This is a genomic window from Promicromonospora panici, from assembly GCF_900608595.1.
Classification (GTDB): domain Bacteria; phylum Actinomycetota; class Actinomycetes; order Actinomycetales; family Cellulomonadaceae; genus Promicromonospora; species Promicromonospora panici.
This window is the reverse complement of record NZ_UWYY01000002.1, coordinates 170,233-193,027: the sequence shown is the minus strand read 5'-3', so window position 1 is coordinate 193,027 and position 22,795 is coordinate 170,233. Positions and strand designations below refer to the sequence as shown.

At 71.0% G+C, this 22,795-nt stretch carries 22 protein-coding genes; 14 read left to right on the top strand and 8 right to left on the bottom strand.

What is annotated here, in order from left to right; all coding sequences use genetic code 11:
* Nucleotides 1-124 precede the first annotated feature (124 nt).
* Nucleotides 125-1,801, top strand: coding sequence for a tRNA (N6-isopentenyl adenosine(37)-C2)-methylthiotransferase MiaB (gene miaB / locus EW117_RS02715; RefSeq protein ID WP_129783409.1), 1,677 nt, complete (start codon nt 125-127; stop codon nt 1,799-1,801).
* 69 nt (nt 1,802-1,870) lie between these two features.
* On the opposite strand, the gene EW117_RS02710 is transcribed toward miaB, so the two are convergent.
* On the bottom strand, nt 1,871-2,455 hold the full coding sequence (locus tag EW117_RS02710; RefSeq protein ID WP_129783407.1) for a type III secretion system chaperone family protein: 585 nt from the start codon (nt 2,453-2,455) through the stop codon (nt 1,871-1,873).
* Nucleotides 2,452-3,051 carry a type III secretion system chaperone family protein gene (locus tag EW117_RS02705; RefSeq protein ID WP_242504049.1) on the bottom strand — a complete coding sequence of 200 codons (600 nt, stop codon included), beginning with the start codon at nt 3,049-3,051 and terminating at the stop codon, nt 2,452-2,454. Before EW117_RS02705 ends, EW117_RS02710 begins: the two co-directional genes overlap by 4 nt.
* Before the next feature lie 121 nt (nt 3,052-3,172).
* On the opposite strand from EW117_RS02705, the gene EW117_RS02700 reads away from it, so the two are divergent.
* Genes EW117_RS02700 through dapF form a run of 3 tightly spaced genes read left to right on the top strand, consistent with a single transcriptional unit; the run spans nt 3,173 to nt 5,744 of the window.
* Complete coding sequence (locus EW117_RS02700; protein ID WP_129783405.1) at nt 3,173-3,769, top strand: hypothetical protein; 597 nt, start codon at nt 3,173-3,175, stop codon at nt 3,767-3,769.
* Nucleotides 3,766-4,782, top strand: a complete 1,017-nt coding sequence (gene miaA, locus EW117_RS02695; protein WP_129783403.1) for a tRNA (adenosine(37)-N6)-dimethylallyltransferase MiaA — start codon at nt 3,766-3,768, stop codon at nt 4,780-4,782. Before EW117_RS02700 ends, miaA begins: the two co-directional genes overlap by 4 nt.
* Nucleotides 4,779-5,744 carry a diaminopimelate epimerase gene (gene dapF, locus EW117_RS02690; RefSeq protein WP_129783401.1) on the top strand — a complete coding sequence of 322 codons (966 nt, stop codon included), beginning with the start codon at nt 4,779-4,781 and terminating at the stop codon, nt 5,742-5,744. The genes miaA and dapF overlap by 4 nt, the downstream gene beginning before the upstream one ends.
* Here dapF and EW117_RS02685 read toward each other — a convergent pair.
* Nucleotides 5,741-6,340: a class I SAM-dependent methyltransferase gene (locus tag EW117_RS02685; RefSeq protein WP_129783399.1), complete on the bottom strand. Its 600-nt coding sequence runs from the start codon at nt 6,338-6,340 to the stop codon at nt 5,741-5,743. The genes dapF and EW117_RS02685 overlap by 4 nt on opposite strands.
* Nucleotides 6,341-6,393: 53 nt before the next feature.
* Here EW117_RS02685 and EW117_RS02680 point away from each other — a divergent pair, with 53 nt between their 5' ends.
* Complete coding sequence (locus EW117_RS02680; RefSeq protein ID WP_129783397.1) at nt 6,394-7,050, top strand: GNAT family N-acetyltransferase; 657 nt, start codon at nt 6,394-6,396, stop codon at nt 7,048-7,050.
* Nucleotides 7,051-7,098: 48 nt separating this feature from the next.
* On the opposite strand, the gene EW117_RS02675 is transcribed toward EW117_RS02680, so the two are convergent.
* A complete protein-coding gene (locus EW117_RS02675; RefSeq protein ID WP_129783395.1) occupies nt 7,099-7,698 on the bottom strand; it encodes a hypothetical protein in 600 nt (199 codons plus the stop codon).
* 183 nt (nt 7,699-7,881) lie between these two features.
* On the opposite strand from EW117_RS02675, the gene hflX reads away from it, so the two are divergent.
* From hflX to EW117_RS02660, 3 genes are all read left to right on the top strand, one after another.
* On the top strand, nt 7,882-9,423 hold the full coding sequence (gene hflX, locus EW117_RS02670) for a GTPase HflX (protein ID WP_129783393.1): 1,542 nt from the start codon (nt 7,882-7,884) through the stop codon (nt 9,421-9,423).
* Nucleotides 9,424-9,523: 100 nt separating this feature from the next.
* Nucleotides 9,524-11,629 (top strand): ATP-dependent DNA helicase, encoded by a 2,106-nt coding sequence (locus EW117_RS02665; protein WP_422890077.1) that lies wholly within the window; start codon nt 9,524-9,526, stop codon nt 11,627-11,629.
* 26 nt (nt 11,630-11,655) lie between these two features.
* Nucleotides 11,656-12,645, top strand: a complete 990-nt coding sequence (locus EW117_RS02660; RefSeq protein WP_129783391.1) for an L-lactate dehydrogenase — start codon at nt 11,656-11,658, stop codon at nt 12,643-12,645.
* 137 nt (nt 12,646-12,782) lie between these two features.
* Here EW117_RS02660 and lexA read toward each other — a convergent pair whose 3' ends face one another.
* The gene (gene lexA / locus EW117_RS02655) at nt 12,783-13,556 is read right to left on the bottom strand and encodes a transcriptional repressor LexA (protein WP_129783389.1); all 774 of its coding nucleotides are present in this window, start codon (nt 13,554-13,556) and stop codon (nt 12,783-12,785) included.
* Between the two features lie 251 nt (nt 13,557-13,807).
* Between lexA and EW117_RS02650 the strand changes: the two genes are divergently transcribed.
* From EW117_RS02650 to EW117_RS02625, 6 genes are all read left to right on the top strand, one after another.
* Nucleotides 13,808-14,230: a LysM peptidoglycan-binding domain-containing protein gene (locus tag EW117_RS02650; RefSeq protein ID WP_129783387.1), complete on the top strand. Its 423-nt coding sequence runs from the start codon at nt 13,808-13,810 to the stop codon at nt 14,228-14,230.
* Between the two features lie 119 nt (nt 14,231-14,349).
* The gene (gene nrdR, locus EW117_RS02645; protein WP_129783385.1) at nt 14,350-14,820 is read left to right on the top strand and encodes a transcriptional regulator NrdR; all 471 of its coding nucleotides are present in this window, start codon (nt 14,350-14,352) and stop codon (nt 14,818-14,820) included.
* A gap of 114 nt (nt 14,821-14,934) precedes the next feature.
* Nucleotides 14,935-15,162 (top strand): DUF5302 domain-containing protein, encoded by a 228-nt coding sequence (locus EW117_RS02640; RefSeq protein ID WP_242504047.1) that lies wholly within the window; start codon nt 14,935-14,937, stop codon nt 15,160-15,162.
* A gap of 191 nt (nt 15,163-15,353) precedes the next feature.
* Nucleotides 15,354-15,614 carry a helix-turn-helix domain-containing protein gene (locus tag EW117_RS02635; protein WP_242504046.1) on the top strand — a complete coding sequence of 87 codons (261 nt, stop codon included), beginning with the start codon at nt 15,354-15,356 and terminating at the stop codon, nt 15,612-15,614.
* 3 nt (nt 15,615-15,617) lie between these two features.
* Nucleotides 15,618-16,334 (top strand): phage integrase central domain-containing protein, encoded by a 717-nt coding sequence (locus tag EW117_RS30720; RefSeq protein WP_129783381.1) that lies wholly within the window; start codon nt 15,618-15,620, stop codon nt 16,332-16,334.
* A 30-nt stretch (nt 16,335-16,364) separates the two neighbouring features.
* A complete protein-coding gene (locus EW117_RS02625; protein WP_129783379.1) occupies nt 16,365-16,925 on the top strand; it encodes a site-specific integrase in 561 nt (186 codons plus the stop codon).
* Between the two features lie 431 nt (nt 16,926-17,356).
* On the opposite strand, the gene EW117_RS02620 is transcribed toward EW117_RS02625, so the two are convergent.
* The 3 genes from EW117_RS02620 to EW117_RS02610 all read right to left on the bottom strand — a co-directional run bounded on the left by EW117_RS02620 (nt 17,357) and on the right by EW117_RS02610 (nt 20,882).
* The gene (locus tag EW117_RS02620; RefSeq protein ID WP_277986442.1) at nt 17,357-18,166 is read right to left on the bottom strand and encodes a LacI family DNA-binding transcriptional regulator; all 810 of its coding nucleotides are present in this window, start codon (nt 18,164-18,166) and stop codon (nt 17,357-17,359) included.
* Nucleotides 18,167-18,273: 107 nt separating this feature from the next.
* Nucleotides 18,274-19,245, bottom strand: a complete 972-nt coding sequence (locus EW117_RS02615) for a DUF4436 family protein (RefSeq protein WP_129783374.1) — start codon at nt 19,243-19,245, stop codon at nt 18,274-18,276.
* Nucleotides 19,242-20,882: an Ig-like domain-containing protein gene (locus EW117_RS02610; RefSeq protein WP_165362421.1), complete on the bottom strand. Its 1,641-nt coding sequence runs from the start codon at nt 20,880-20,882 to the stop codon at nt 19,242-19,244. Before EW117_RS02610 ends, EW117_RS02615 begins: the two co-directional genes overlap by 4 nt.
* Between the last annotated feature and the right edge of the window lie 1,913 nt (nt 20,883-22,795).

The following is a 22,795-nucleotide window of genomic DNA, read 5'->3' as shown; positions in this document are numbered from 1 at the left end:
ATCCGATGTTTCAAGGACCAAGTCGACGGGTCATCCGGGCACAACGTTTCGGTAACAGATGCCCGCTATGGGGCTGGATCTGCACTGTTCGGCGCGGTTCGACAGGGGCCGTAAAATCGACTCGATGTCCACGACCGCCCTCACCCCCGCCCTTTCCGACGCCGCCGCGACCGACACCGTTGTCCGTGACGAGGCACCGGAACAGCATCCTCGTACCTATATGGTCCGCACGCTGGGCTGCCAGATGAACGTGCACGACTCGGAACACATGGCCGGCATGCTCGAGGAGGCCGGCTACACGCGCGCCTCCAGCGAGGACGAGGCGGCGAGCTCGGCCGACGTCGTCGTCATCAACACGTGCGCCGTCCGCGAGAACGCGGCGAACAAGCTGTACGGGAACCTCGGCCAGCTCGCCGGCATCAAGGCGGCGCGTCCGGGCATGCAGATCGCCGTCGGCGGGTGCCTGGCCCAGAAGGACCGCGGCGACATCGTCGCGAAGGCGCCGTGGGTCGACGTCGTGTTCGGCACGCACAATCTCGATGCCCTGCCGGTGCTGCTGGAGCGCGCTCGGCACAACGAGGCGGCGCAGGTGGAGATCGCCGAGTCCCTGCAGGTCTTCCCGTCCACGCTGCCGACCAAGCGCGAGTCCGTCTACGCCGGCTGGGTCAGCATCTCGGTGGGCTGTAACAACACCTGCACCTTCTGCATAGTGCCGCACCTGCGCGGCAAGGAGCGTGACCGCCGGCCCGGGGAGATCCTGGCCGAGGTCGAGGCGCTTGTGGCGGCCGGCGCGATCGAGGTGACGCTGCTGGGCCAGAACGTGAACAGCTATGGCGTCGAGTTCGGCGACCGCGGTGCGTTCGCCAAGCTCCTGCGAGCGTGCGGCCGGATCGAGGGCCTGGAGCGGGTGCGGTTCACGTCCCCGCACCCCGCCGCGTTCACCGACGACGTCATCGCCGCCATGGCCGAGACGCCGAACGTGATGCCGCAGCTGCACATGCCGCTGCAGTCCGGCTCCGACCGGATCCTGCGCGCCATGCGCCGCTCGTACCGCTCGGAGAAGTTCCTCGGCATCCTGGAGCGCGTCCGCGCCGCGATGCCCGACGCCGCCATCACCACCGACATCATCGTCGGCTTCCCCGGCGAGACCGAGGAGGACTTCCTGGAGACCATGCGCGTGGTCGAGGCCTCCCGGTTCAGCTCGGCGTTCAGCTTCCAGTACTCGCCGCGCCCCGGTACGCCGGCCGCGACCATGGACGACCAGCTGCCCAAGGAGGTCGTGCAGGAGCGGTTCGAGCGCCTGCTCGCCCTGCAGGAGCGCATCGGCGCCGAGGAGGCGGACAAGCAGGTGGGGCGCACGCTCGAGGTCCTCGTCGCCGAGGGCTCCGGCCGCAAGGACGGCGCGATGCATCGCCTGTCCGGCCGCGCCGCCGACAACCGCCTCGTGCACTTCGCGCTGTCCGACGACGCCGTGGTCGCCCCGGGTGCGCCGCTCAGCGACGTGGACCTCACGCAGGCGCCGCTGGGCCTGGACGACCCGCGCCTGTCGGACGAAGTTCCCGCGGGACTCCCTCGTCCCGGCGACATGGTGACCGTGACCGTGACACATGCGGCGCCGCACCACCTGATCGCCGACCGAGTCACCTCCGGTCCTCTCGCCGTGCGGCGTACGCGCTCGGGTGACGCCTGGGCAGCGCGCGAGAAGGCGCGGCTCGGAGGGGGAGGGGACGAGCACTCGCACGGCACCGCGGCGCCGTCGGGCCCGGTCTCGCTGGGCCTGCCGACCCTCCGCGCGAGGTAGGGCTCTGGCGAGATAGAACACAGCAAGACCTGCGGTTCCACCTCGCCAGAGTTCTACCTCGCCAGAGTTCTACTTCGCGGTGTCGCCCGGGTCCGGTTCGGCGCCCGGTTCCGTGTCCGGGGGCGGGGCCAGCGAGGCCACCGTCGAGAAGAACTGGCTCGCCGTCACCAGGCCGCACGACACGGTCTGGGCGAGCTGCTCCTCCGTGGCGCCGTGCTCGAAGTCGACGGACACCTCCGCGTACAGCGCGAGCCCGGAGCTCTCCTCGCGGGTGTAGACCTTGGGCCAGATGCGCTCACGGTTCCAGTCGTTCGCCGCCTGCAGCACGGCCAGTCGTGCGCCCGTCGGGAGCGCACCGGCCCAGCGGCCGCGGACCTGCAGGATCTCGTCGTGCTCACCGAGCAGCAGGAACCAGAACCGGTTGCCGTCCCAGGTGCCGGTCACGTCGCCGTCGTCGTCGATCCGGAACCGGTAGCCGCGGCGCGAGAGGTCGTCGCCGACCCGCTGCGTGCTCAGGGGACGCGGCTTGTCCACCTGGACGTTCGCGAGGGTGCGCGTCTGTGTGCCGGACGTGCGCCGCGCGGCCGGCGGTCGCGGGTTGAGCAGTCGTGCGAGCCAGCGGCCGGCGCCGCCTCCGCTCCGGGCCGCGCTCATGGCGCGGACCTCAGCGGGTCGGGGTACGTCTCGTCCAGATGCTCGAAGAACATGGACCCGGTGGTCAGCCCGCACTGCAGGAGCTGGTCGAGCTGATCCTCCGTGACACCGTGCTCGAGGTCGACCGTGACCTCGGTGTAGACCAGCACCGCACCGTTGTCGCGGACCCGGACGTACGTCTTGGGCCAGATGCGCTCCGCGTTCCACTCGTTGCAGAGCTCAAGGATCTCCTCGAGCCGCTCGATGGTGAGATCCCGGTGCCACTGCCCGCGCACCTGGAGCACCTCGGAGCTCTCGCCGACCATCAGGAAGTAGAAGAGCCAGCCATGCCACAGCCCGCCGACGTCGCCCTCGGAGTCCACGAAATAGCTGAACCCGTTCTCACCCAGCCACTCGACCACACGGTCGCGCGTCAGGGGCTGGGGAACGGAGGAGGGATCGTCGAGACCGCCCGTCAGCTCTCGGAGCAGTACGCCCTCGACCTGTGCCCGCAGCTCGTCGTCGTCGAGTTCCCTGGGCTCGGGCTGTTGCGGGCTGGTGGCCGCACGGTCGCCGTCGCCCGCCGTGTTCCGGCGTCGTGACCCGAAGAACCTCACCAGCCCACAGTACCCGCCAGACCGTGTCCCCCGCTGCGTCGAACGCGTGAGAAATAGGGTGGAATCGTCCAGGAACGGCCAACGGCCGGGCCTGGTGCTAGTTTCATCGATCGTGCGCGCCGTGATCCTGCCTGCGACCCCGTTGCTCGTTCCCGGCCTGGCCCCTGGCCTGCGGCCGGACCCGTTCGCGGCCGTTCGTGGCGCGGTTCGGGCGGCCCTCGTGGAGCTCACCGCCGGGGGCCGGCTGCCGCTGGTCCTCGCCCACGGACCCGCGCCCAGGCATGGACGCATGCGCCCGTCGCTCGCTGGTTCGGGCATCGGCGACCGCTGGCTGCCCGCCGCCGCGGCGACCACATCCTGGGCGGACGGCGCCCCCGCCGGCACCGGTGCGTCTGTCGCGCTCCTGGCGCTCGCGGACGTGCTGGGCGACCGGGCCGCCGACGTCGAGACACTGGAGGTGCCGTCCGGCGGATCCCCGCTCGACGACGCAGCGGCCGACCTGCTTCGTGGTGCCGCCGGTCTGGTCGTCGCGGGCGGGGGAGTGCCCGGCGGGCTGGACAGCGGTCCCGGGGCGCTCACGGACGGGATCCAGGCGGCGCTACGCGCGGCCGGTGCCGACGCCTGGCACGCCGACGTCCAGGTGTTCGAGCAGTCGCACGACCACCTGCCGCCCCGGTACCGGGTGACCACCTTGTCGGACCGTAGGGTTGCCGCGTGATAGTCGTCGCCGTCGTGGGTCCCACCGCCACCGGAAAGTCGGACCTCGCGCTCGACCTGGCCCAGGCGCTCGGGACGGCGGAGCCCGCCGCAGCATCCGCCACCCCAGCTGAGGTCCGCGCCGAGATCGTCAACGCCGACGCCTACCAGCTCTACCGCGGCATGGACGTCGGCACGGCCAAGGTGCCGCCGGCCGAGCGCCGCGGGATCGTGCACCACCAGCTCGACGTCCTGGACCCGGTGCAGGACGCCTCCGTGGCGCGCTACCAGGAGGCAGGACGCGCCGACCTGGACGCGATAGCCGGGCGGGGGGCGCGCGCCGTCGTCGTCGGCGGATCGGGGCTGTACGTGCGTGCCCTCCTGGACGCCATGGACTTCCCGGGCACCGACCCCGAGATCCGGGCACGCCTGGAGGCGCGTGCCGAGGCCGAGGGCCGCCGCGCGCTGCACGCCGAGCTGGAGCGGCTCGACCCGCAGGCCGCGACGAGCATCGGCCCGCACAACACCCGCCGCATCGTGCGCGCGCTGGAGGTCATCGAGATCACCGGCCGCCCCTACACGGCCAATCTGCCGCGGCAGGAGTACGTGCGGCCCGCGGTGCAGATCGGGCTGGACTGCTCGCGCGAGATGCTGGACGCGCGCGTCGCGGGCCGCGTGGACCGCATGTGGGACGCGGGCCTCGTGGACGAGGTGCGCGGCCTCGCGAGCCCCGAGCAGGGCGGCACCGGGGCCGGCCTCGGGGTGACCGCCGCCCGCGCCGTCGGGTACGCGGAGGTGCTCGCCTGGTGGCGCGGCGAGTACACGGAGACGGAGGCCCGTGAGGCCGTCACCGCGAACACCCGGCGGCTGGCCCGCAAGCAGATGGGCTGGTTCGGGCGCGACCCCCGCGTGCACTGGCTCGACGCCGCCTCCCCCCGCCTGCTGGAGCAGGCCCTCGAGATCGTGGCCGCCGCCGACGCCGGGACCTTGCCCGTTGTGGGCACCGAGCCCGTGCGCCGTAGCCTGGGCTCATGACGCAGCCCGCGACCAGCCCTGTGCCCTCCGCCCCGACGCCCGGCACGCTCACCTTCACGAAGGGGCACGGCACGCAGAACGACTTCGTGCTGATCGCGGACCCCGAGGGCGTGCTCGACCTCGGCCCGGACGACGTGCGCCGGCTCGCCGACCGCCGCAGCGGCATCGGCGGCGACGGCGTGATCCGGCTCGCCCCCACGGCGGCGCTCGCCCGCGCGGGCGAGGAGACCGCCCAGGCGGCGCTGGCGCAGGACCCGACGGCCGAGTGGTTCATGGACTACCGCAACCACGACGGCTCGATCGCCGAGATGTGCGGCAACGGCGTGCGCGTCTTCGCGGCGTTCGCCGAGCAGGAAGGGCTCGCCGACCTGTCCGCCGGCCCGCTCAGCCTCGGCACCCGCGCCGGCGTCAAGCGCGTCACCAAGGAGCCGGGCGGCTGGTACGCCGTCGACATGGGCCCCTGGTTCCTGCCCGGCGGCGAGACCGCCGTCGCCGACGGGTACGACGCCGCGGTAGCGGTCCGCGGCTGGACCAGGCCCCGTCCGGCCCTGAGCGTGGACCTCGGCAACCCGCACACGGTCGTCGCCCTCGCCAGCGTGGAAGAGCTCGAGTCGCTCGAGCTCTTCCACGCCCCCGAGGTCGCGCCGCTCCCGCCGCACGGCACGAACGTCGAGCTCGTGGTGCCGCTCGGCGAGGAGGAGGGTCCCGACGGCGTCGTCGGGCGGCTGCGCATGCGGGTACACGAGCGCGGCGTCGGCGAGACGCCGTCGTGCGGCACCGGCGCGTGTGCCGCGGCGCTCGCGGTGCGGACCTGGCAGGGTGGCGCGTCCGGCGACGGCGCGCCCGACACGTGGATCGTCGAGGTGCCGGGCGGCGAGGTGCGGGTGCGCGTCCTGCCGAGCGGCAACGTCGAGCTGGCAGGCCCCGCGGAGCTGGTGTACTCGGGCCAGGTCGCGCGCTAGCCCACGACGCGCAGGACGCGGAATCCCTTGGACGACGCCTCCCGGTCGACCTGCAAGCCGAGCGTGTCGGTGATCCAGCGGGCGAGCGAGTCGGAGCCGAGGTTCTTCTGCACCACGAGCCACGCCTCGGCGCCTTCCTCCAGCCGTGGCAGCCAGCGGTTCAGGAGGTCGTGCAGCGCCTGCTTGCCCACCCGGATCGGCGGATTCGACCAGCACAGGTCGAAGGTCAGGCCGGCGGGCACGTCGTCGGGCAGGGCGGCGCGGACGTTGCCGAGGCCGAGCCGCTCCGCGTTACGGCGCACCAGGTCGAGGGCTCGCTCGTTGACGTCGACCGCCCACACGGTGGCGTGCGGCGCTTCCAGTGCCAGGGAGATCGTGATAGGCCCCCAGCCGCACCCCAGGTCGAGCAAGTTGCCCGACGGCGGGGGCGCCGGCACCTCGCTCAGCAGCACCGCCGTGCCCTTGTCGACCCCGCCGGGCGAGAACACGCCCGATGCGACCTCGACCTCCAGCTCCCGCCCGGCGAGGTGGACGGTGCGGGTGCGGCGCTCGTCGTCCGAGGCGGGCTGAGCGGTGAAGTAGTGGTCGGTGGACACCCGCCCGATCCTAGGCGCTTGCCCGGCGTCGTGACCGGTGCCAGCCTTCCGGCATGGAGATCGTGCCGGCCACCCCGGAGCGGTGGGACGACGTGCAGGCCGTGTTCGGCACGCGCGGCGGCGCCCACCACTGCCAGTGCCAGCGCATCCGGCTCGGCGACCGCGCCTGGTGGTACCTGTCCGTCGAGGAGCGCGCGCACCACCTGCGGGAACAGCTCGACGCGTGCCTGGTCGACGACAGGCCGGCGGACAGGATGGCGGCCGACGCCGCGGACAGCCCCGCGGGCGGTACAGCCGGTGGAGTCTCTCCGACGTCGGGCGCCCTGCTCGCCTATGTCGACGCCGAGCCGGCCGGGTGGGTGGCCGTGGCGCCCCGCATCGAATTCGTGCGGTACCGGGGCAGCCAGGTCCCGTGGGCCGGCCGGCACGAGGACAAGGACGACGACAGTGTCTGGGCGGTCACGTGCTTCGCGGTCCGCGTCGGCTACCGCAAGCAGGGCCTGATGTACGAGCTCGCGGCGGCGGCCGTCGAGCACGCGCGGGAGCGGGGCGCCCAGGCTGTCGAGGGATACCCGATAGTGCTGAACCAGGGTCAGGAGGTCTCATGGGGCGAGGCCAACGTCGGCACGCCCGGCCCGTTCGCGGCAGCGGGTCTGACGGAGGTCAGCAGGCCCACGAAGCGCCGTCGCGTGATGCGGCTGGACTTCTGACCGACCGGGCTACCGACGGACCGACCCGACGTCCGGTGGGCGCCCGCGCTACTCCCACGGGCCGTCCGCCCACCCGTACGGGTACCGGCGCCTCGTGAGACCCACGGCGCTCGACCACCGGTGGACCTGCTCGTCCAGGTCCCGGAACCCCGCGAGCTCCCGGTGCGTGGCCAGGTACGACTCGTGGGACCGCCCGACCTGGTGGCCCAGATGACGCTCGTTCACCTCGCCGACGAGCCGCTCGCGCAGGCCCGCGGTCGCGACCCGGTCGTCGAGGAGGACGCTGTGCGCGACCGCGACGAGGTCGTCGTCCGGCAGGCCGGCCAGGCCCTGATGGACGATCGCGGGCGGATTGACCACGGGGCGTGGCGGCAGGGTCAGGAGCATCTGCCCCTGCCAGTCGTAGGCCGGGTCACGCAGGTGGCCGCGAAGCGCGATGATCACCCGGTCGTTCGGGCAGGACCGGTGCTCCAGCGGCAGCATCCGCCGTAGGCGAGCCACGACGGACGTGCTGGACCGCTGGACGCCGTCCGCGACGGCGTCCAGGTCCTTTCCGGCGCGCACCAGAGCCACCAGACGCTCGTTCTCCTCCGCGGTCCAGGTCGTGCCCGTCCGTGACTGCTTCTCGTGCGGTCGTTCCCCGAGCATCTCCAGCCCTCTTTCCTGCGTCGCCGTTGCCCGTCAAGTCTGCCAGCGGCCGCCGTCGGCCAGGGGCGGTTATCCACAGGCACGTGCGCCGGGGTCATTGGTGCGGGAAACACATAGCCGTGGGACTTTCGGCCGTGGGATCCTTGTTGTACTGAGCAAGAACAACCGAGAGACAGGTAGTACATGACCCACACCCCGACAGAGCCCGAGCTCCCCGCAGAGGAGACGCCCGAACTCCGCGCAGTCCAGGCAGATGCCCAGGCGATCGCGAACGATGTCGTGGCACGGGTTCTCGCTCGGGCGGGGACCGCACGTGCCGACGGCGCAACGGTGCACACCGTGGCCGACGGCGACCAGCTGGACCTCGAGGAGCGCACCGCGCTGCGCCGCGTGGCCGGTCTGTCGACCGAGCTGGAAGACGTCACCGAGGTCGAGTACCGGCAGCTGCGCCTGGAGAAGGTGGTGCTCGTCGGCCTGTTCACAGGTGGCGAGCACGCGGCCCGCGACGCGGAGATCTCGCTGCGCGAGCTCGCCGCGCTGGCCGAGACGGCCGGCTCGCAGGTGCTGGACGGCCTGCTGCAGCGCCGGCAGAAGCCCGATCCGGGCACCTACCTGGGTTCCGGCAAGGCCCTGGAGCTCGCACAGGTGGTCCTGGCGTCGGGCGCCGACACCGTGATCGTCGACGGCGAGCTCGCCCCGTCCCAGCGCCGTGCGCTGGAGGACGTGGTCAAGGTCAAGGTCGTCGACCGTACGGCCCTGATCCTGGACATCTTCGCGCAGCACGCGAAGTCTCGTGAGGGCAAGGCCCAGGTCGAGCTCGCGCAGCTCGAGTACCTGCTGCCGCGCCTGCGCGGCTGGGGCGAGTCGATGTCCCGCCAGGCCGGTGGCCAGGTGGGCGGCGCGGGTGCCGGCATGGGCTCGCGTGGCCCCGGTGAGACCAAGATCGAGCTGGACCGGCGGCGCATCCGCAACCGGATGGCCAAGCTGCGGCGTGAGATCGTCGCGATGAAGCCCGCGCGAGAGACCAAGCGGCTGAGCCGCAAGCGCAACGCCATCCCGGCGGTCGCCATCGCCGGCTACACCAACGCGGGCAAGTCCTCGCTGCTGAACGCGCTGACCGGCGCGGGCGTGCTGGTCGAGAACGCCTTGTTCGCCACGCTGGACCCGACGGTGCGGCGCACCAAGACCGAGGACGGCCGCGTCTACACGCTCACCGACACGGTCGGGTTCGTGCGGCACCTGCCGCACCAGCTCGTCGAGGCGTTCCGGTCCACGCTGGAGGAGGTCGGCGACGCCGACATCCTGCTCCACGTGGTCGACGCGTCCCACCCGGACCCGGAGGGGCAGATCGCCGCGGTGCGTGAGGTGCTGTCCGAGATCCCGGCCTTCGAGGACGTCCACGAGATCGTGGTGCTGAACAAGGCCGACATCGCGGACCCGACGGTCGTCGGGCGCATCCAGCGGCGGGAGCGGCACACCGCCGTCGTCTCGGCGCACTCCGGCGAGGGCATCGCCGAGCTCCGAGCCCGGATCGCCGCCGACCTGCCGCGGCCCGGAATCCAGATCGACCTGGTGGTCCCGTACGAGCGGGGCGACCTGGTGCACCGGGTGCACGAGCACGGCGACATCGAGCTCACCGAGCACGTCGCGGCGGGCACGCACCTGCGTGGCCGCGTGGACGAGCAGCTCGCGACCGAGCTGCGCCAGGTCGCCGTAGCGTCCTGACCCGCACCGCGCCAGGACATGTCAGACGCCCAGGTCACTCCGGTGACCTGGGCGTCTGACATGTCCCGGCGGCGCAGAGCCTGTGGATGAGGTGGGGTGGATGTCGGAGGTCCGGCCTAGGATCGAGCGTGTGACCAGCCTTCCCGACGCACCCGCCGAAACGACCGCTACCGACCGGATCCCCGACGTCGAGGAGCTCCTCGACCTCGCCGTCGGAGAGCTGGGCGGCGGCCGCCGGGACGGCCAGCACCGGATGGCCGTGGCCGTCGGCGACGCGATCGAGAAGGGTGAGCACCTGCTGGTCCAGGCCGGCACGGGTACCGGAAAGTCGCTCGGCTATCTCGTCCCCGCCGTCCGGCACGCCGTGGCCGCGGGAAGCAAGGTCATCATCTCGACGGCGACGCTCGCCCTGCAGCGCCAGGTCATGACCCGGGACCTTCCGCTCGTGGCGAAGGCCGTGACACCGCAGCTCCCGCGCGAGCCGCGCATCGCGTTGCTCAAGGGCTGGCACAACTACCTGTGCGTGCACAAGATCGGCGGCGGGTATCCGGCCGACGAGCCCTCGCTCTTCGACCTGCCCGGCGGCGAGGAGCACCCGCGCACCGAGGAGACACCGGTCTCCGGCGGTGCTCGTGGCCGCCGCAAGGACGACGGCGCCACGCTCGCCGACCACGTCCGCCGCCTGCACGAGTGGGCGGGGGAGACCGACTCGGGCGACCGTGACGACCTGGTGCCGGGTGTGCCGGACCGGGCGTGGCGGCAGGTCTCCGTGACGGCGATGGAGTGCCTGGGCGGCAAGTGCCCCATGCTCGCGGAGTGCTTCCCGGACAAGGCGCGAGCCGCTTCCCGGGACGCGGACGTGGTGGTCACCAACCACGCGATGCTCGGCATCGCGGCCACGGGCAGCCCGGGTGTCCTGCCCGAGCACGACGTCGTCGTGGTGGACGAGGCGCACGAGCTCACGGACCGCGTGACGTCGTCGGCCACGGTGGACCTGTCCATGGCCTCGGTGGAGAACGCGGCGCGGCTGGCCCGCCGGAACGCCGGCACCAACACCGACGCCCTGGACAAGGCCGCGCAGGACCTCGGGACGCTGCTGGTCACCGCCCCGGCCGAGCGGTTCCCGGACGGCCTGCCGGACGCCTTGCGGACGGCGGTGGGCGCGGTGCGCGACGCCGCGCGCGAGGTGCTGAGCACGCTCAAACCCGATCCGAACGGCGGCAAGGGCCAGGCGGCCGGGCAGCCCGACCCGGGTCTGAAGATGGCGCAGGGCGCCATGCTCCAGCTGTTCGAGACGGCGGAGCGGATGGCGTCGCAGGACACGACCGCCGACGTGCTGTGGTGCTCGCGCCCGGACAACGCCTGGGGCGGCTTCGGCGACAACGTGACGCGCCTGCACGCGGCTCCGCTGCACGTGGCGGGGCTGATCCGCACCCACCTGCTGGGCGAGGCCACCGGCGTCTTCACCTCGGCCACGCTGGCGCTGGGCGGCACGTTCGACCCGGTGGCCGGCACGCTCGGGCTGAAGGGCGAGGACGCCCCGCCGTGGCAGGGCCTCGACGCCGGCAGCCCGTTCGACTACCCGCGCCAGGGCATCCTGTACGTCGCGCGGCACCTCCCGGCGCCCGGGCGGGAGCCCACCACGGAGGCGCAGCTCGACGAGATCGCCGAGCTGATCACCGCCGCGGGCGGCCGCACGCTCGGTCTTTTCTCGTCGCGGCGTGCGGCGAACGCGGCCGCCGAGGCCATGCGCGAGCGGCTGGACGTCCCGATCCTCGCGCAGGGCGACGACCAGCTCCCTACCCTGGTCCGCCAGTTCGCCGACGACCCGGCCACCTGCCTCTTCGGCACCCTGTCGCTGTGGCAGGGCGTCGACGTGCCGGGGCCGTCGTGCCAGCTGGTCCTCATCGACCGGATCCCGTTCCCGCGCCCGGACGACCCGGTCAAGGCGGCGCGCGCCCGTGCCGTCGAGCAGTCGGGCGGCAACGGGTTCATGGCGGTGTCCGCGCAGCACGCGGCGCTACTGCTCGCGCAGGGGGCCGGACGCCTGGTGCGGAGCATGGACGACCGCGGAGTGGTCGCGGTCCTGGACCCGCGGCTCGCCACCGCACGGTACGCGTCGTTCCTGACTCGTTCGATGCCCGGCTTCTGGCCGACCACCGACTCGGCGCTGGTCCGCGCCGCGCTGGCGCGGCTCGACACGTAGCCCGGCAGCCCGCATAGCCTGGGGGCATGGCAGCCCTCTCGGACGTCCCCGTCACGCAGCCGTCCGGCTCCCGGACCACCAAGCTCGCCGTGGTGGGTGCCGGGGCGGTCGGGTCCACGTTGGCCTTCGCCGCGCTCGCGCGGGGTTCGGCCCGCACCATCGCCCTGCACGACATCAACCGCTCCAAGGTCGAGGCCGAGGTGCTCGACCTGCGGCACGGCCTGATGTTCACGTCCCAGGCGCACGTCATCGGCTCGGACGACGTCGCCGTCTGCGAGGGTGCCGACGTCGTCGTCGTGACGGCCGGAGCGAAGCAGAAGCCCGGCCAGACCCGGATCGATCTCGCCGAAGGGACCATCGGGCTGATGCGCGAGATCATGCCCGGGCTCGTCGACGTCGCGCCCCACGCGACCTACCTGATGGTGACCAACCCGGTCGACGTCGTCACGTACGCCGCGCTCAAGATCTCCGGCCTGCCGCGCCAGCAGCTGTTCGGCAGTGGCACCGTCCTGGACTCGTCCCGGCTGCGTGTCGTGCTGGCTGAGCGCTGCGGGGTGGCGGTCGGGAACGTGCACGCCTACATCGCCGGGGAGCACGGCGACTCCGAGATCGCGCTCTGGAGCTCCGCCTCGATCGGCGGCGTCCCGCTGCTGGACTGGGAGCCGGTGGACGGCGGCGCGCCGATCGACGCCGCGGTTCGTGCTGAGGTGCACCGCGAAGTGGTCGACTCGGCCTACCGGATCATCGCGGGCAAGGGCGCCACCAACTACGCCGTCGGCCTGGCCGCGACCCGCATCATCGAGGCGGTGCTCAAGGACGAACGCCGGATCATGCCGGTGTCCTCGCTGCTGGACGACTATCACGGCATCAGCGACGTGTGCCTGTCGGTGCCGACCCTCGTGGACCGGCGTGGGGTCGCCGACAACGTGCGGGTCCCGATGTCGGACGACGAGCTGGCCGGCCTGCGGGCGTCCGCGGAGAGCGTGCGGGCGGTCCAGAAGCGCTTCGGCTTCTGACCGGAGCCGCCGAGGTAGAACTGTGGCGAGATAGAACTCTGGCGAAGTAGAAGCGCAGCTACCGCCACGGTTCTATCTCGCCACAGTTCTATCTCGCCACAGTTCTATCTCGCCACAGTTCTACCTCGGCGGCAGGGTTAGAGGCTGCGCAGTACCGCGACCACGCGGCCCAGGACCTGTGCCTCGTCGCCCGGGATCGGTTCATAGGCCGGGTTCTGCGGCAGCAGGAAGACGTGCCCGTCGGTCTGCTTGAACGTCTTGACCGTTGCCTCGCCGTCGATCATGGCGGCGACGATCTCGCCCTGCTCGGCGACGTTCTGCCGGCGCACCACCACCCAGTCCCCGTCGCAGATCGCGGCGTCGACCATCGAGTCGCCCGCGACCCTGAGCAGGAACAGCTCGCCGTCGCCGACGAGCTGGCGGGGGAGTGGGAAGACGTCCTCGATGACCTGCTCGGCAAGGATCGGGCCACCGGCCGCGATGCGGCCGACGAGCGGCACGTACGACGGCGCCGGGGTGCTGGCATCGTCGGGCACGGAGCCGCCCCAGTGGACCTGGCCGCTGCGCCGCGGCTCGGGCCAGTGGATCTCGCCCCGCGTGGGCTTGTCGACCTGCTCGGCCAGCGGCTCCACGAGCTCCATGGCGCGCGGCCGGTTCGGGTCGCGACGCAGGAAGCCCTTCTTCTCGAGCATCTGCAGCTGATGCTTGACGCTCGACGGGCTGGCCAGCCCGACCGCCTCTCCGATCTCGCGCATCGACGGCGGGTATCCGCGCGTCTCGAACGACTGCCGGATCGTGTCCAGCACGAGGCGCTGCCGCTCGGTGAGGCGGTCTGTCGGCGAGATCGCGTGCACGTCAGCGACCGCCTCGTCGCCTGCCGCGTCCAACGTGGCGACGCCAGGGCGTGTCATGTCGACAGCTAGCGCCGTGTCGACGGCTCTCGTGTCGCTGGTCCCGTCCCGTCCCGTCATGCCCGTGCCCCTCCCGTTCCGACAAATGTTCTCCTCTGCGTGACCCACTCTAGATCACAAAGCCGCTCGGCTCAAACGAATGTTCGAGCGTGTCTCGACATCGACGGTGTCTCGTGCTACACAATGGTACGTGCGTTCGTAGAACGCGTGTATGACGGACAGAGGTTCGAGTCACTCTTCGAGGAGGGGCCATGGGGGACGTGATCCCGCTGCGGCAGTACACCCCGACGTACCAGCCGGCGTACGCGCCGGTGCCACGGCCGGTCGCGGTCCGGACGTACGAGCCGGCGCGGACGCGCACGATCGCCGACCGGCTCGGCCTGGCCGGCCTGCGGCTCACGCGTCGCGGCCGGGTGGTGCTCGTGCTGCTGGCGATGATCCTGGTCGCGCCGATGGCCACGTGGGGGGCGACTGCTGTGGCCAGCTCCCCGGGTGAACCGACGGAGGTCCGGGTGCACGCCGTGCAGCCGGGGGAGACGCTCTGGGGATTCGCCCGGGAGGTGGCGGAACCCGGCGAGGACGTCCGGCACGCGGTCGCGCGGCTCCAGGATCTGAACAACATGTCGTCGGGCGCCGTGCGGGTCGGGGAGCTGTTGCTCCTACCCAAGGAGTGACAAGAGGCCACGATTCGCCGTCAAATGTTGCGGCGATGTTGCATGGGGGTGGTTTGCCCGCTTACGGTCGGGGCGCGACCGGAGGCCTCCGGTCCGTGGTCGACCACGCAGGAGTGAGCATGCACTGCCCGTTCTGTCGCCACGCTGACTCGCGCGTGGTGGACTCGCGGACCTCCGACGACGGCCTGTCGATCAGGCGCCGGCGGCAGTGCCCGAACTGCAACCGGCGGTTCACGACCGTCGAGACGGCCAGCCTGTCCGTGGTCAAGCGTTCCGGCGCCACCGAGCCCTTCAGCCGCGACAAGGTCGCCGCGGGTGTGCGCAAGGCCTGCCAGGGCCGCCCGGTGAGCGACGACGACCTCGCGATCCTCGCCCAGCGCGTCGAGGAGACCCTGCGGAGCAACGGCAGCGCCGAGATCGACGCGTACGAGGTGGGCCTGGCGATCCTGGGCCCGCTGCGCGAGCTCGACGAGGTGGCCTACCTCCGGTTCGCGAGCGTCTACCAGTCGTTCGACTCGCTCGAGGACTTCGAGAGCGCCATCACCTCGCTGCGCGCGGAGCGCGCGGAACGGGCCGCAGCGCAGGCGTAGCGCCCACCTCCTGGAGGTTTCGAAAAGCGTTGGCACCAGGGCGAATCGTGGTGCAGGCTGGGGCGGACGACGGACCCGATCGAGGGACCCCCGAAACAGGAGGAGGTGATCGGTGTGACGGACGAGAAGCCCAGTGCCGAGGAGTCAGAGGCCCAGGGCACTGAACAGCCCAAGGCGCCGACAGCGCCGAGCTCGGACGCGAAGGCGCGGTTCAAGGAAGCGCTGGACCGCAAGAACGCGTCGCGCGGGCGGTCTGCCGCAGGCGACGTGAACACCGGCGCGGTGCACGGCTCGGAGACGACCGGACCAGTGCAGAAGATGTTTCGCCGCAAGAGCGGCTGATCCTCGGTGGTGGAGGCCGCTGATCTGGCGAACAACCAGGTCAGCGGCCTTTGTCGTACCTCATGTGGCACCGAGAGAAGGCCGGTGCGATGAGAATGTCACGATTGCTGTCACGATCGGGCTGCCGACGGCTGCCTATGCGTGACCACCTAGACGAGGCGTGGTTGGCGGTGCCGCCTCACCTGAGTCACATGGGAACGAAGCAGAGCGAGGCGCTGGACCGGACACCGATGTGGACGCTCGACGAACTCTGCACGGTGCTCCGCACGACGCCTGCCACCGTGCACACCTGGCGCAAGCACGGGCGCAACCCGCGGGTCTACAAGGTCGGACGACACCTGCTGTTCGCTGACGCGGACGTGCGCGAGTGGCTTGAGGGTTGCGCAGCCGACGCCGAGCGGGACGCAGCCGGCCACCGGACATCTCGCCCGTCCACCGGGTCGGGGTGGTGAACCGTGGGAAAGGTGCGGCTCGAGCCAGGCGAGCACGGAGAGATCTTCGTGAAGCAGCAGGGGCCCAAGTCCTGGCGAGCAAGGACACGAGTTCGGCTGCTGGACGGATCCGAGACGTGGGCGACGGCCGGCGGGCGGTCGAAGGACGCCGCACGGCTGAAGGCGCAGGGAGCTGCTGCGGAGAAGATCAATGCTGCCCGCGGATCGGACGATCTCAAGCCCGACTCGAAGGTTGGCTTGGCGTGCCGCCAGTGGATCGCAGAGAAGCGTGTGCGGTCTACCTGGCCACGCCCACCCATGCGGCCACAGACGATCGACAAGTACGAGTACACGCTGGGGGAGTATGCAATACCGGCTCTCGGACAGAGGCGACTGAACGAGCTCACCCCTGGCATCTGCCAATCCTTGATCGACTCGCTGGTTGCGCGCGGGAGGCCAGGGAAGGACGACATGACGACGACGGCCGTCCGCGTGCGCAGCATCCTCAACATGGTGCTGGACCGGGCGGTGATCCACGACGCGATCCGTGACAACCCGATGCGCCGCACCATGGCGCCGACGCTCAAGAAGCCTGTACCTCGGGCGATCACCGTCACGTGTACCGGTTGCGCAAGGCAGTTCGGGGCTGGGTCCAGGCGGGTGAGGGCCGGCCCGGTCCGACCCGGAGTGCTCACTTGGCAGTCGTTATCGACGTCTTGTTGGGTACGGGAGCCCGGATAGGTGAGGCTCTCGCGCTCCGGTGGGGGAGAGGTGGATCTCTCCCCGGGCGGGAAGTTGACCGTCACAATCGAAGCGACGATGACCGGAATCAAGGGGCAGGGCAGCGTGCGCCAGGAGTTCCCGAAGTCAGAGGCCGGTGAACGAGTCATCGTGCTGCCGCCGTTCGCCGTCGAATCGCTACTGAGTATCCGGCCCGCGGGAGCCACCACTGAGATGCCCGTCTTCCCATCGCGCCGCTACCGCGACGACGGAACGGTGCTCCGTTGTCAGGCACCGTCGAACTGTCGAAGGCAGCTTCGGTCGGCACTCGAGGCGGCGAAGATGAAGGGCGAGGTACACCCGCACCTGCTCCGATCCACGGTCGCAACTTTCGTTGCTCGCAACCGGAGCACGTCCGAGGCGGCCGCCCTGCTCGGCCACAAGATCGATACCGGAGTCACGGGACGGCACTACATCGAGCGGCTCCGCCTGGCTCCTGACGTATCGGCGGTACTCCAGGAGATGGTCGAGATCGGCCGAGAAGAGGCACGCAAGTCCGTGCGGCTCGAAGCGGTTCCGACCGCTGGGCAGCAGACACCGGCGGCCGCCTGACAACGCCGTAAGAAGGTGGGTCAAATGCCCAGCATCTGACCCACCCTCGTGCGCGAAGCCTTCCTCTCACACAAGCTCACCGATCGGCGTCGTCAGCCGGCCGCAACTACCCGCCCGGCATGTCGACAGGTGATCGGGTGCGCCGGCATGTTGTCGATTGGCGATCAGAGTTCCGACCTGATCGAACGCGACCAGGAGCGATCGGCCTAGTGGTTCCGTCCGCGAGGCGACGGTGAAGGATGCCGAGTCGGGATCATGCCTGAGCTCGCCGAGCACGTGCCCCGGATTATCGAGCCATTACTCGTTCAGGTGACTACGGCCTGACTCGGTGATCAACTCGCGTGCCGATGGGAGACCAGGGCCTGGCCGGCCGGTCCAGCGGTGATAAAGGAACAAGATGTCGGTCGGGCCTTCGGCGTGGCCGGTGAGGTCTACAACCGCGGAAAGAAGTTCGAGCGCGGCGACTGGGGCGCCAAGGCCACCTCGGACATCATCCTGAGCACTCTGGTCGTGCAGATCGTCGGGACCGCGTTCGCGACGACCCTGGCGACGCTCGCACAGCCCGACTGATCACCTCCGCAGTCGAAAGAACCGCGGCGCCGTCGAGCGACCTGCGCAGACCACCCATCATGAGCCACGCGTATTCGGCGCGCCCAGATCACGCGCGCGCTCAGGTAGCCGCTGAAAGAGAGAACACAATGAACCCGGTCGAACCACTGGTCCAGGGATTCCAAGATCTTGTCGCAAACGTTCCAGACGTCGTCCGGGAGCGTCCCGCTGACGATGACCATGCCGTCGACCAGGCCGGCCATGTTGAGCACCCGCGCCTCGAGGTCGGGGGACCGGACCAGCGCGACCGTGATCGCGAGCCCTGCGTTCCAGGCCGCGAACTCGGCGCCACGCACCACCTCCCCGAAGTACATGCCGCCCCAGGAGACAAGGGCGACCGGCTCCGCGTCGACCACTGTGGTCGCCGCCTCGCCACCGGGCGCGCCGGGTGCCTGACCGGACGACCGGCAGTCCGCCAGGTCGGCGTCGGCCTCGACGACGGGCAGGCAGAGACCGACCATCCCCGTGTGCCGCGACGCGAGACCGCGCGCGGACGCCGACGGGACGTAGCGGAGCTCGCCGATCGCCTGCTGGATTGCCGCGCGCGCCCCCGCGCTGACGAAGCCGCTGCGGTTGATGACGCGCGACACCGTCGTCGACGGGACACCCGCTCGGTCAGCGACGTCCCGCAGGGTCGGGGCGTGTCCTCTCAGCGCTCATCCTCCATTCGATCACCTGGTGCGATCCCATCATCGAACCGCTGCCATGCGAGATCTGCGACGGCGGTAGCGGCAGGTGGTCACGTTTCGTTCGTCATCTCACCCTCTGGGTCTTCCTCGAGCTCGCGGGAACGCAGCGGCTTGGACTCGCGCCACAGCAGGTGCACTCCGGCCCACACGAGTATGCCCGCGACGATGCAGATGCAGGGGAACAGCACGGTGAAGTCGAGCGCGGTGCCGATCGGGGGTGCGCCGGGCATCGCGGAACGTAGGGCGGGGAACGACAGCATCGTGGCGGATAGCCAGATGACATTGGAGAACTCAAGCTTCTTCTTCAGCAGGGCACTACCGACGGTGACGACGGCCATGAGGGTGGTGAGCAGGATCGCCAGCAAGTAGAAGACGACGAGCGTGACACTCAAGGGGTCTCGATTGCCGTCGAGCGTCACTGGCAGTGCGGTGACACCGCCCCGGATCTCGGACGCACCTACGCTCGCTGCGAGGACCCAGGGCCGGGCGGAGTTCTCGATGGCCAGCTCGAACGGTACATCTGTACCCGTCTCGTCGTTCTGCACGCTCACGCGGAAGTTCGCGAACGGCCGGTCCCAGGGGTAGAACGTGTCACCGCGGTCGAGGCCCAGCGTCACGGTGGTCGGGTCGAGAATCGACTCGCCGGGGTAGGTGACCACGGATGTCGTCTGGCCGCCGGAGACGATCTGGATTCGCAGGTTCTGCGACATCTCTCCTGCCCGCTCACCCACGAACTCGCCGTGCGGGATCGGCAGCACGGTGGCCTCCATGACGCGGTTGGTGAGGTCCACGTCCTGCGTCTTCATCTGCAGGGTCAGGTAGTCCTCGCCCACCGCCTCCTGTTGGCCAGTGATCGAAACCTCCGTCGTGCTGTTGAGCGTGCCCGACAGGGTGAGCACGACGTAATAGACGACGAGCAGACCTGTTATGACCGCCAGGATGCGCGGCGCGGGGTTGCGCCGCTTGCGCGGCGGCTCGGGCCGGGTTTCTTCGTCGGTCTTTTCTTCGACCAGCTCGGTCATGATCCCTCCGTGGGTCGGCTGCGTCGTCGCTCGGCGACGGTTGCGGCGAGCGCGTACAGCAGCAGGGTGAGCAGGACGAGGAACGTGCCGGGCTGATCGGTGATCGCCGCGGCCAGTGCCTCGGTGTCGGTCGGTTCGTCGTCGGCGACCGGGGTCGTGACGGTCACGCTGGTGGCGAGGGCCGCCACTGCGGCCGAGGAGCCCGCGCCGGCCACGCCACCATCCGTGCCATCCCCGCGGAGGGCGACGGAGAGCTGCTGGCGGGCGAGGTCCGGTGCGGTGAGCGCGTCCACCAGGAGGCGGATCGTCACCTGCGCCGATGCCCCGGGCTCAAGCACGATGGGGCACGAAAACGTGGTTCTGGCAATCACGCAGCGCGCGTCGGGTACCACCTGCACCGAGCGGTATACGAAGCCTGGGTCAACGCGCCCCGCGAGTGTCATTGCGACTGTTTCGCGCGTCAGATTGGGACCGAGAGTCGCGTCGAACCGCCCGACCTCGCCGCGCAGAACCTCACCAGCACGGTCTTGGACGTCGAACGAGATCGGCCGACCGGCAGCGACGGGGGGCACCATCTCCTCGGGCGTCTCGACCGGTGGATCCGCCTCGGGTTCGGCGGCCTCGTCCTCCGGCTCATCGGCCGTATCCGGCGCCGTTGGGGCCGCAGCGCGTGGCGCCACGACGGGGGGCGAGCCCCACGGGGCGACAGTCGCTGCCACCTGGGGGGGCGGTGCGGCAGGCCGTGGAGCGGTCGTAGGGGGCGGTGCCGAGGGCGCGTCGACCGCCGATGGGGGTGTCTGTACCAGTGTGGGCGTCGGGGACGGCGACGGAGGGGGTACCGGCGGCTGCTCGACGGTGACGACGTACTCGGCTCCGGTTGCGGTGTTCCCCAGGTCGTCGGCGGCGAAAGGCACGAGCGAGTGCCGGCCCGCTACCAGCTCTGGGTCGGGCGAGCAGCTCCAGGTGCCGTCGGGTGGGACGGGCAGGGGCCCGCACACCGCGCTGCCCGAGGTCGTGCGGACGGTGACCCGGCTGCCGGCCTCGCCGCCGCCGCGGATTGTCGCGTCCGTGGCGGCTGTGGCCGCAGGGCCCGTGATGCGCGGCGCTGCTGGAGGGGTGGTGTCGACGGTGTAGGTGACCGGATCGCCCGGGGGGTAGGCGTCTGCGGCGACGCCGCTGGACTGGGTCGCCACGAGGTCATGCGCGCCGTCAGCCAGCGAGGACGCGGTGCAGCTCCACGTCCCGTCGGAAGCTGCCGTCGCCGTGCATACCGTCGTGCCGGCCGGGCCGTCCGTCACGGTCACCGTGTTGCCGGCTCCTGCGGCTCCGGCTATCACTGGCGTAGGGTCCGCCGCGCGTGTCCCTTCCGCGGGGGTGGTGGTCTCCGGCGCCGGCATCTTCCACTGCAGGACCAGCATGCCGCCGCCACCCGCCTGGCCGCCATTCGGTTCCCCGGGTGTCGCGCCGCGAGTCATGCCACCGATGCCGACGTCGGGTGCGTAGCGGTAGGCCCGGTCTTCGTGCCCGCCGGGCTTCGCGCTGCTCCTGGCCGGAGCACCCGGCTGTCCGGCTTCGGTGCGCTGGTCCGCCACCTGCGGCGCGATGTACGACGAACCTCCGGCACCGGAGCCGCTCACTCCCGGCCCTCGCGCGGGCTGGCACTGTCCACCACCACCACCGAACCAGCCACCGCCACCGCCACCGCCGGCCTCGAATCCGGAACCACCGGCGCCGCCGGCGTACTGCGACCCGGCAGTCGCCTGGACCGCGCATCCGGGTACGGTCCCGGCCTGGCCGCCCGACGTCGGTGAACCTCCCGTCGCGTGAGAGACATGAGCGGCCTGTCCAGGCTGTCCGGTCGCTCCCGCAGCACCACCGCCACCTCCCGCACCACGAGAGCCGGCGGTTCCACCGCCTCCCGCGCCGGCGACGAGGATGGGGACCGAGGCGAACGGACCTCCGCTCCACAGGGCTGTCGTGCCGCCCCCCGCTGACCCAGGGGCTGAGCCCTCCGACGCGCTACCGCCGGGGCCTCCGCCGCCGAATGGCCGCAGTGTGCTCGCCGCGTACCCGCCCCATCCGATCGTTACGTTCCACCTGGCCCCACCGGCTCCCGAGACAGGCACGGTGCCCGCGACAAACGCACCACTACCACCTCCCCGGGCGTTCGCATAGGGGTTCGTCGAGGCGCCGCCACCGCCCGCGCCCCACATGCGGGCGTCCACCTCGGTCACGCCGGGCGGGATCCGCACACCCTGGTTGCCGGCCGGGTTGTTCCATGTGACAACCGCGCAGCTGGTGAAGCCTTCCAGTTCGGAGCAGCTGGAGACATCTGCCGACGCTGGCTCTGAGGTCACGCTGCCCTGTGTTAGTGCGACGGCACCCGCCAGTACGGCTGTGACGAGTAATGCCCTACCACGTGGACGTGATACCGGCAGGCGAAAGTAGGGCGAGCGTCGCGAGTCCCGCACGGGGTCAGGTCCAATGTGCGTTGAGGTCAAGGGGCGGCTCTCAAAGTTACGGACAGTGGAGGCGACCGAACCCGGTCGTCTCCTAGGGACGTTCGTGACTAGCAATCGATGGGCACTCCAGGATGCCGACTCGTTGCCTTCATAGGCCTAGCAGCGACAACCCTGGCCTGTGATCAGTCGGGCTGGACACCGATGGCCTGGGTGAGGGCGTCGGCGCCTACGGCGTCTCGCCGTCACCATTCGGGGTCGGCGTCGGGGTCGGGGTCGGCGTAGGAGCGGCAATCGGCGAGAGGCTCGGGACCGGTGTCGGAATTGAGCTCGGCGACGGCTCCGACGGTGCTGGGGACGGGGAAGCCGAGGGCCCCGGGCTGGGCTCCGAAGGGGTAGGCGTCGGTGATGGTGCGGGCGTGGTCGTGGGCGCCGTCGGCTTCGGTGCCGGGTCGCTCGGCGTCGGCTTGGGGATGGGCTTGGACGGATTCTGCTGGGCGGGCTGTCGCTCGGCTCCGGCTTCATACCGCCCAATCGCCCCCACGACGGGCTGTCCCAGCCGTAGTCCGGACCCTGCTCCCGCAACCATGCGTACTCGGCGGAGCTATCGCCCGCGATCGGGTGACCCAGATCCACCGCCAGACCCCAGCCATGGTTGGACGTGCCCGGGATCGCCGCTAGGTGCGGCTTGGTGCCGGCCAGGATGACCTGCTGCGCATAGGTCCGGTAGGAATCGGTGATCGGGCTCGGGTACCCGAACACCCGCTCGAACTCGTCGCTGAGCGTGGTCAGCCGCTCCGCGGCGTCACAACGCAGCATGCGCCCCGGCGCGAACTCCAACGGGCACAGCGCCGCGGCGGGAATCCGGCGATAGGCATGGCCCAGGGTCGAACCGCCGAACATCGCGACCATGTCGAGCAGGCTCTCGCGCGGCGACAGGCCTTGGCGCTGGTCGGCGCGCTGTACCTCCACCAGCGCGTTCGGCACCGACGAGTCCAGCATGTTTGCAAGTTGCAGCTCCCGTGCCTGGGCCTCGGCGTGCTCCAGGGCCGCGACGATCTGTCCCAGCGTCACACCCGGCGCGGCGGTCC

What these genes read in the sequence shown, in the direction of transcription:
- EW117_RS02635 (WP_242504046.1), top strand. Translation starts at nt 15,354, where the DNA reads ATGGGAACGAAGCAGAGCGAGGCGCTGGACCGGACACCGATGTGGACG.
- EW117_RS02660 (WP_129783391.1), top strand. Translation starts at nt 11,656, where the DNA reads ATGGCAGCCCTCTCGGACGTCCCCGTCACGCAGCCGTCCGGCTCCCGG.
- EW117_RS02665 (WP_422890077.1), top strand. Translation starts at nt 9,524, where the DNA reads ATGTCGGAGGTCCGGCCTAGGATCGAGCGTGTGACCAGCCTTCCCGAC.
- EW117_RS02650 (WP_129783387.1), top strand. Translation starts at nt 13,808, where the DNA reads ATGGGGGACGTGATCCCGCTGCGGCAGTACACCCCGACGTACCAGCCG.
- EW117_RS02710 (WP_129783407.1), bottom strand. Translation starts at nt 2,455, where the DNA reads ATGAGCGCGGCCCGGAGCGGAGGCGGCGCCGGCCGCTGGCTCGCACGA.
- miaB (WP_129783409.1), top strand. Translation starts at nt 125, where the DNA reads ATGTCCACGACCGCCCTCACCCCCGCCCTTTCCGACGCCGCCGCGACC.
- lexA (WP_129783389.1), bottom strand. Translation starts at nt 13,556, where the DNA reads ATGACACGCCCTGGCGTCGCCACGTTGGACGCGGCAGGCGACGAGGCG.
- EW117_RS02615 (WP_129783374.1), bottom strand. Translation starts at nt 19,245, where the DNA reads ATGACCGAGCTGGTCGAAGAAAAGACCGACGAAGAAACCCGGCCCGAG.
- EW117_RS02675 (WP_129783395.1), bottom strand. Translation starts at nt 7,698, where the DNA reads ATGCTCGGGGAACGACCGCACGAGAAGCAGTCACGGACGGGCACGACC.
- EW117_RS02680 (WP_129783397.1), top strand. Translation starts at nt 6,394, where the DNA reads ATGGAGATCGTGCCGGCCACCCCGGAGCGGTGGGACGACGTGCAGGCC.
- nrdR (WP_129783385.1), top strand. Translation starts at nt 14,350, where the DNA reads ATGCACTGCCCGTTCTGTCGCCACGCTGACTCGCGCGTGGTGGACTCG.
- hflX (WP_129783393.1), top strand. Translation starts at nt 7,882, where the DNA reads ATGACCCACACCCCGACAGAGCCCGAGCTCCCCGCAGAGGAGACGCCC.
- dapF (WP_129783401.1), top strand. Translation starts at nt 4,779, where the DNA reads ATGACGCAGCCCGCGACCAGCCCTGTGCCCTCCGCCCCGACGCCCGGC.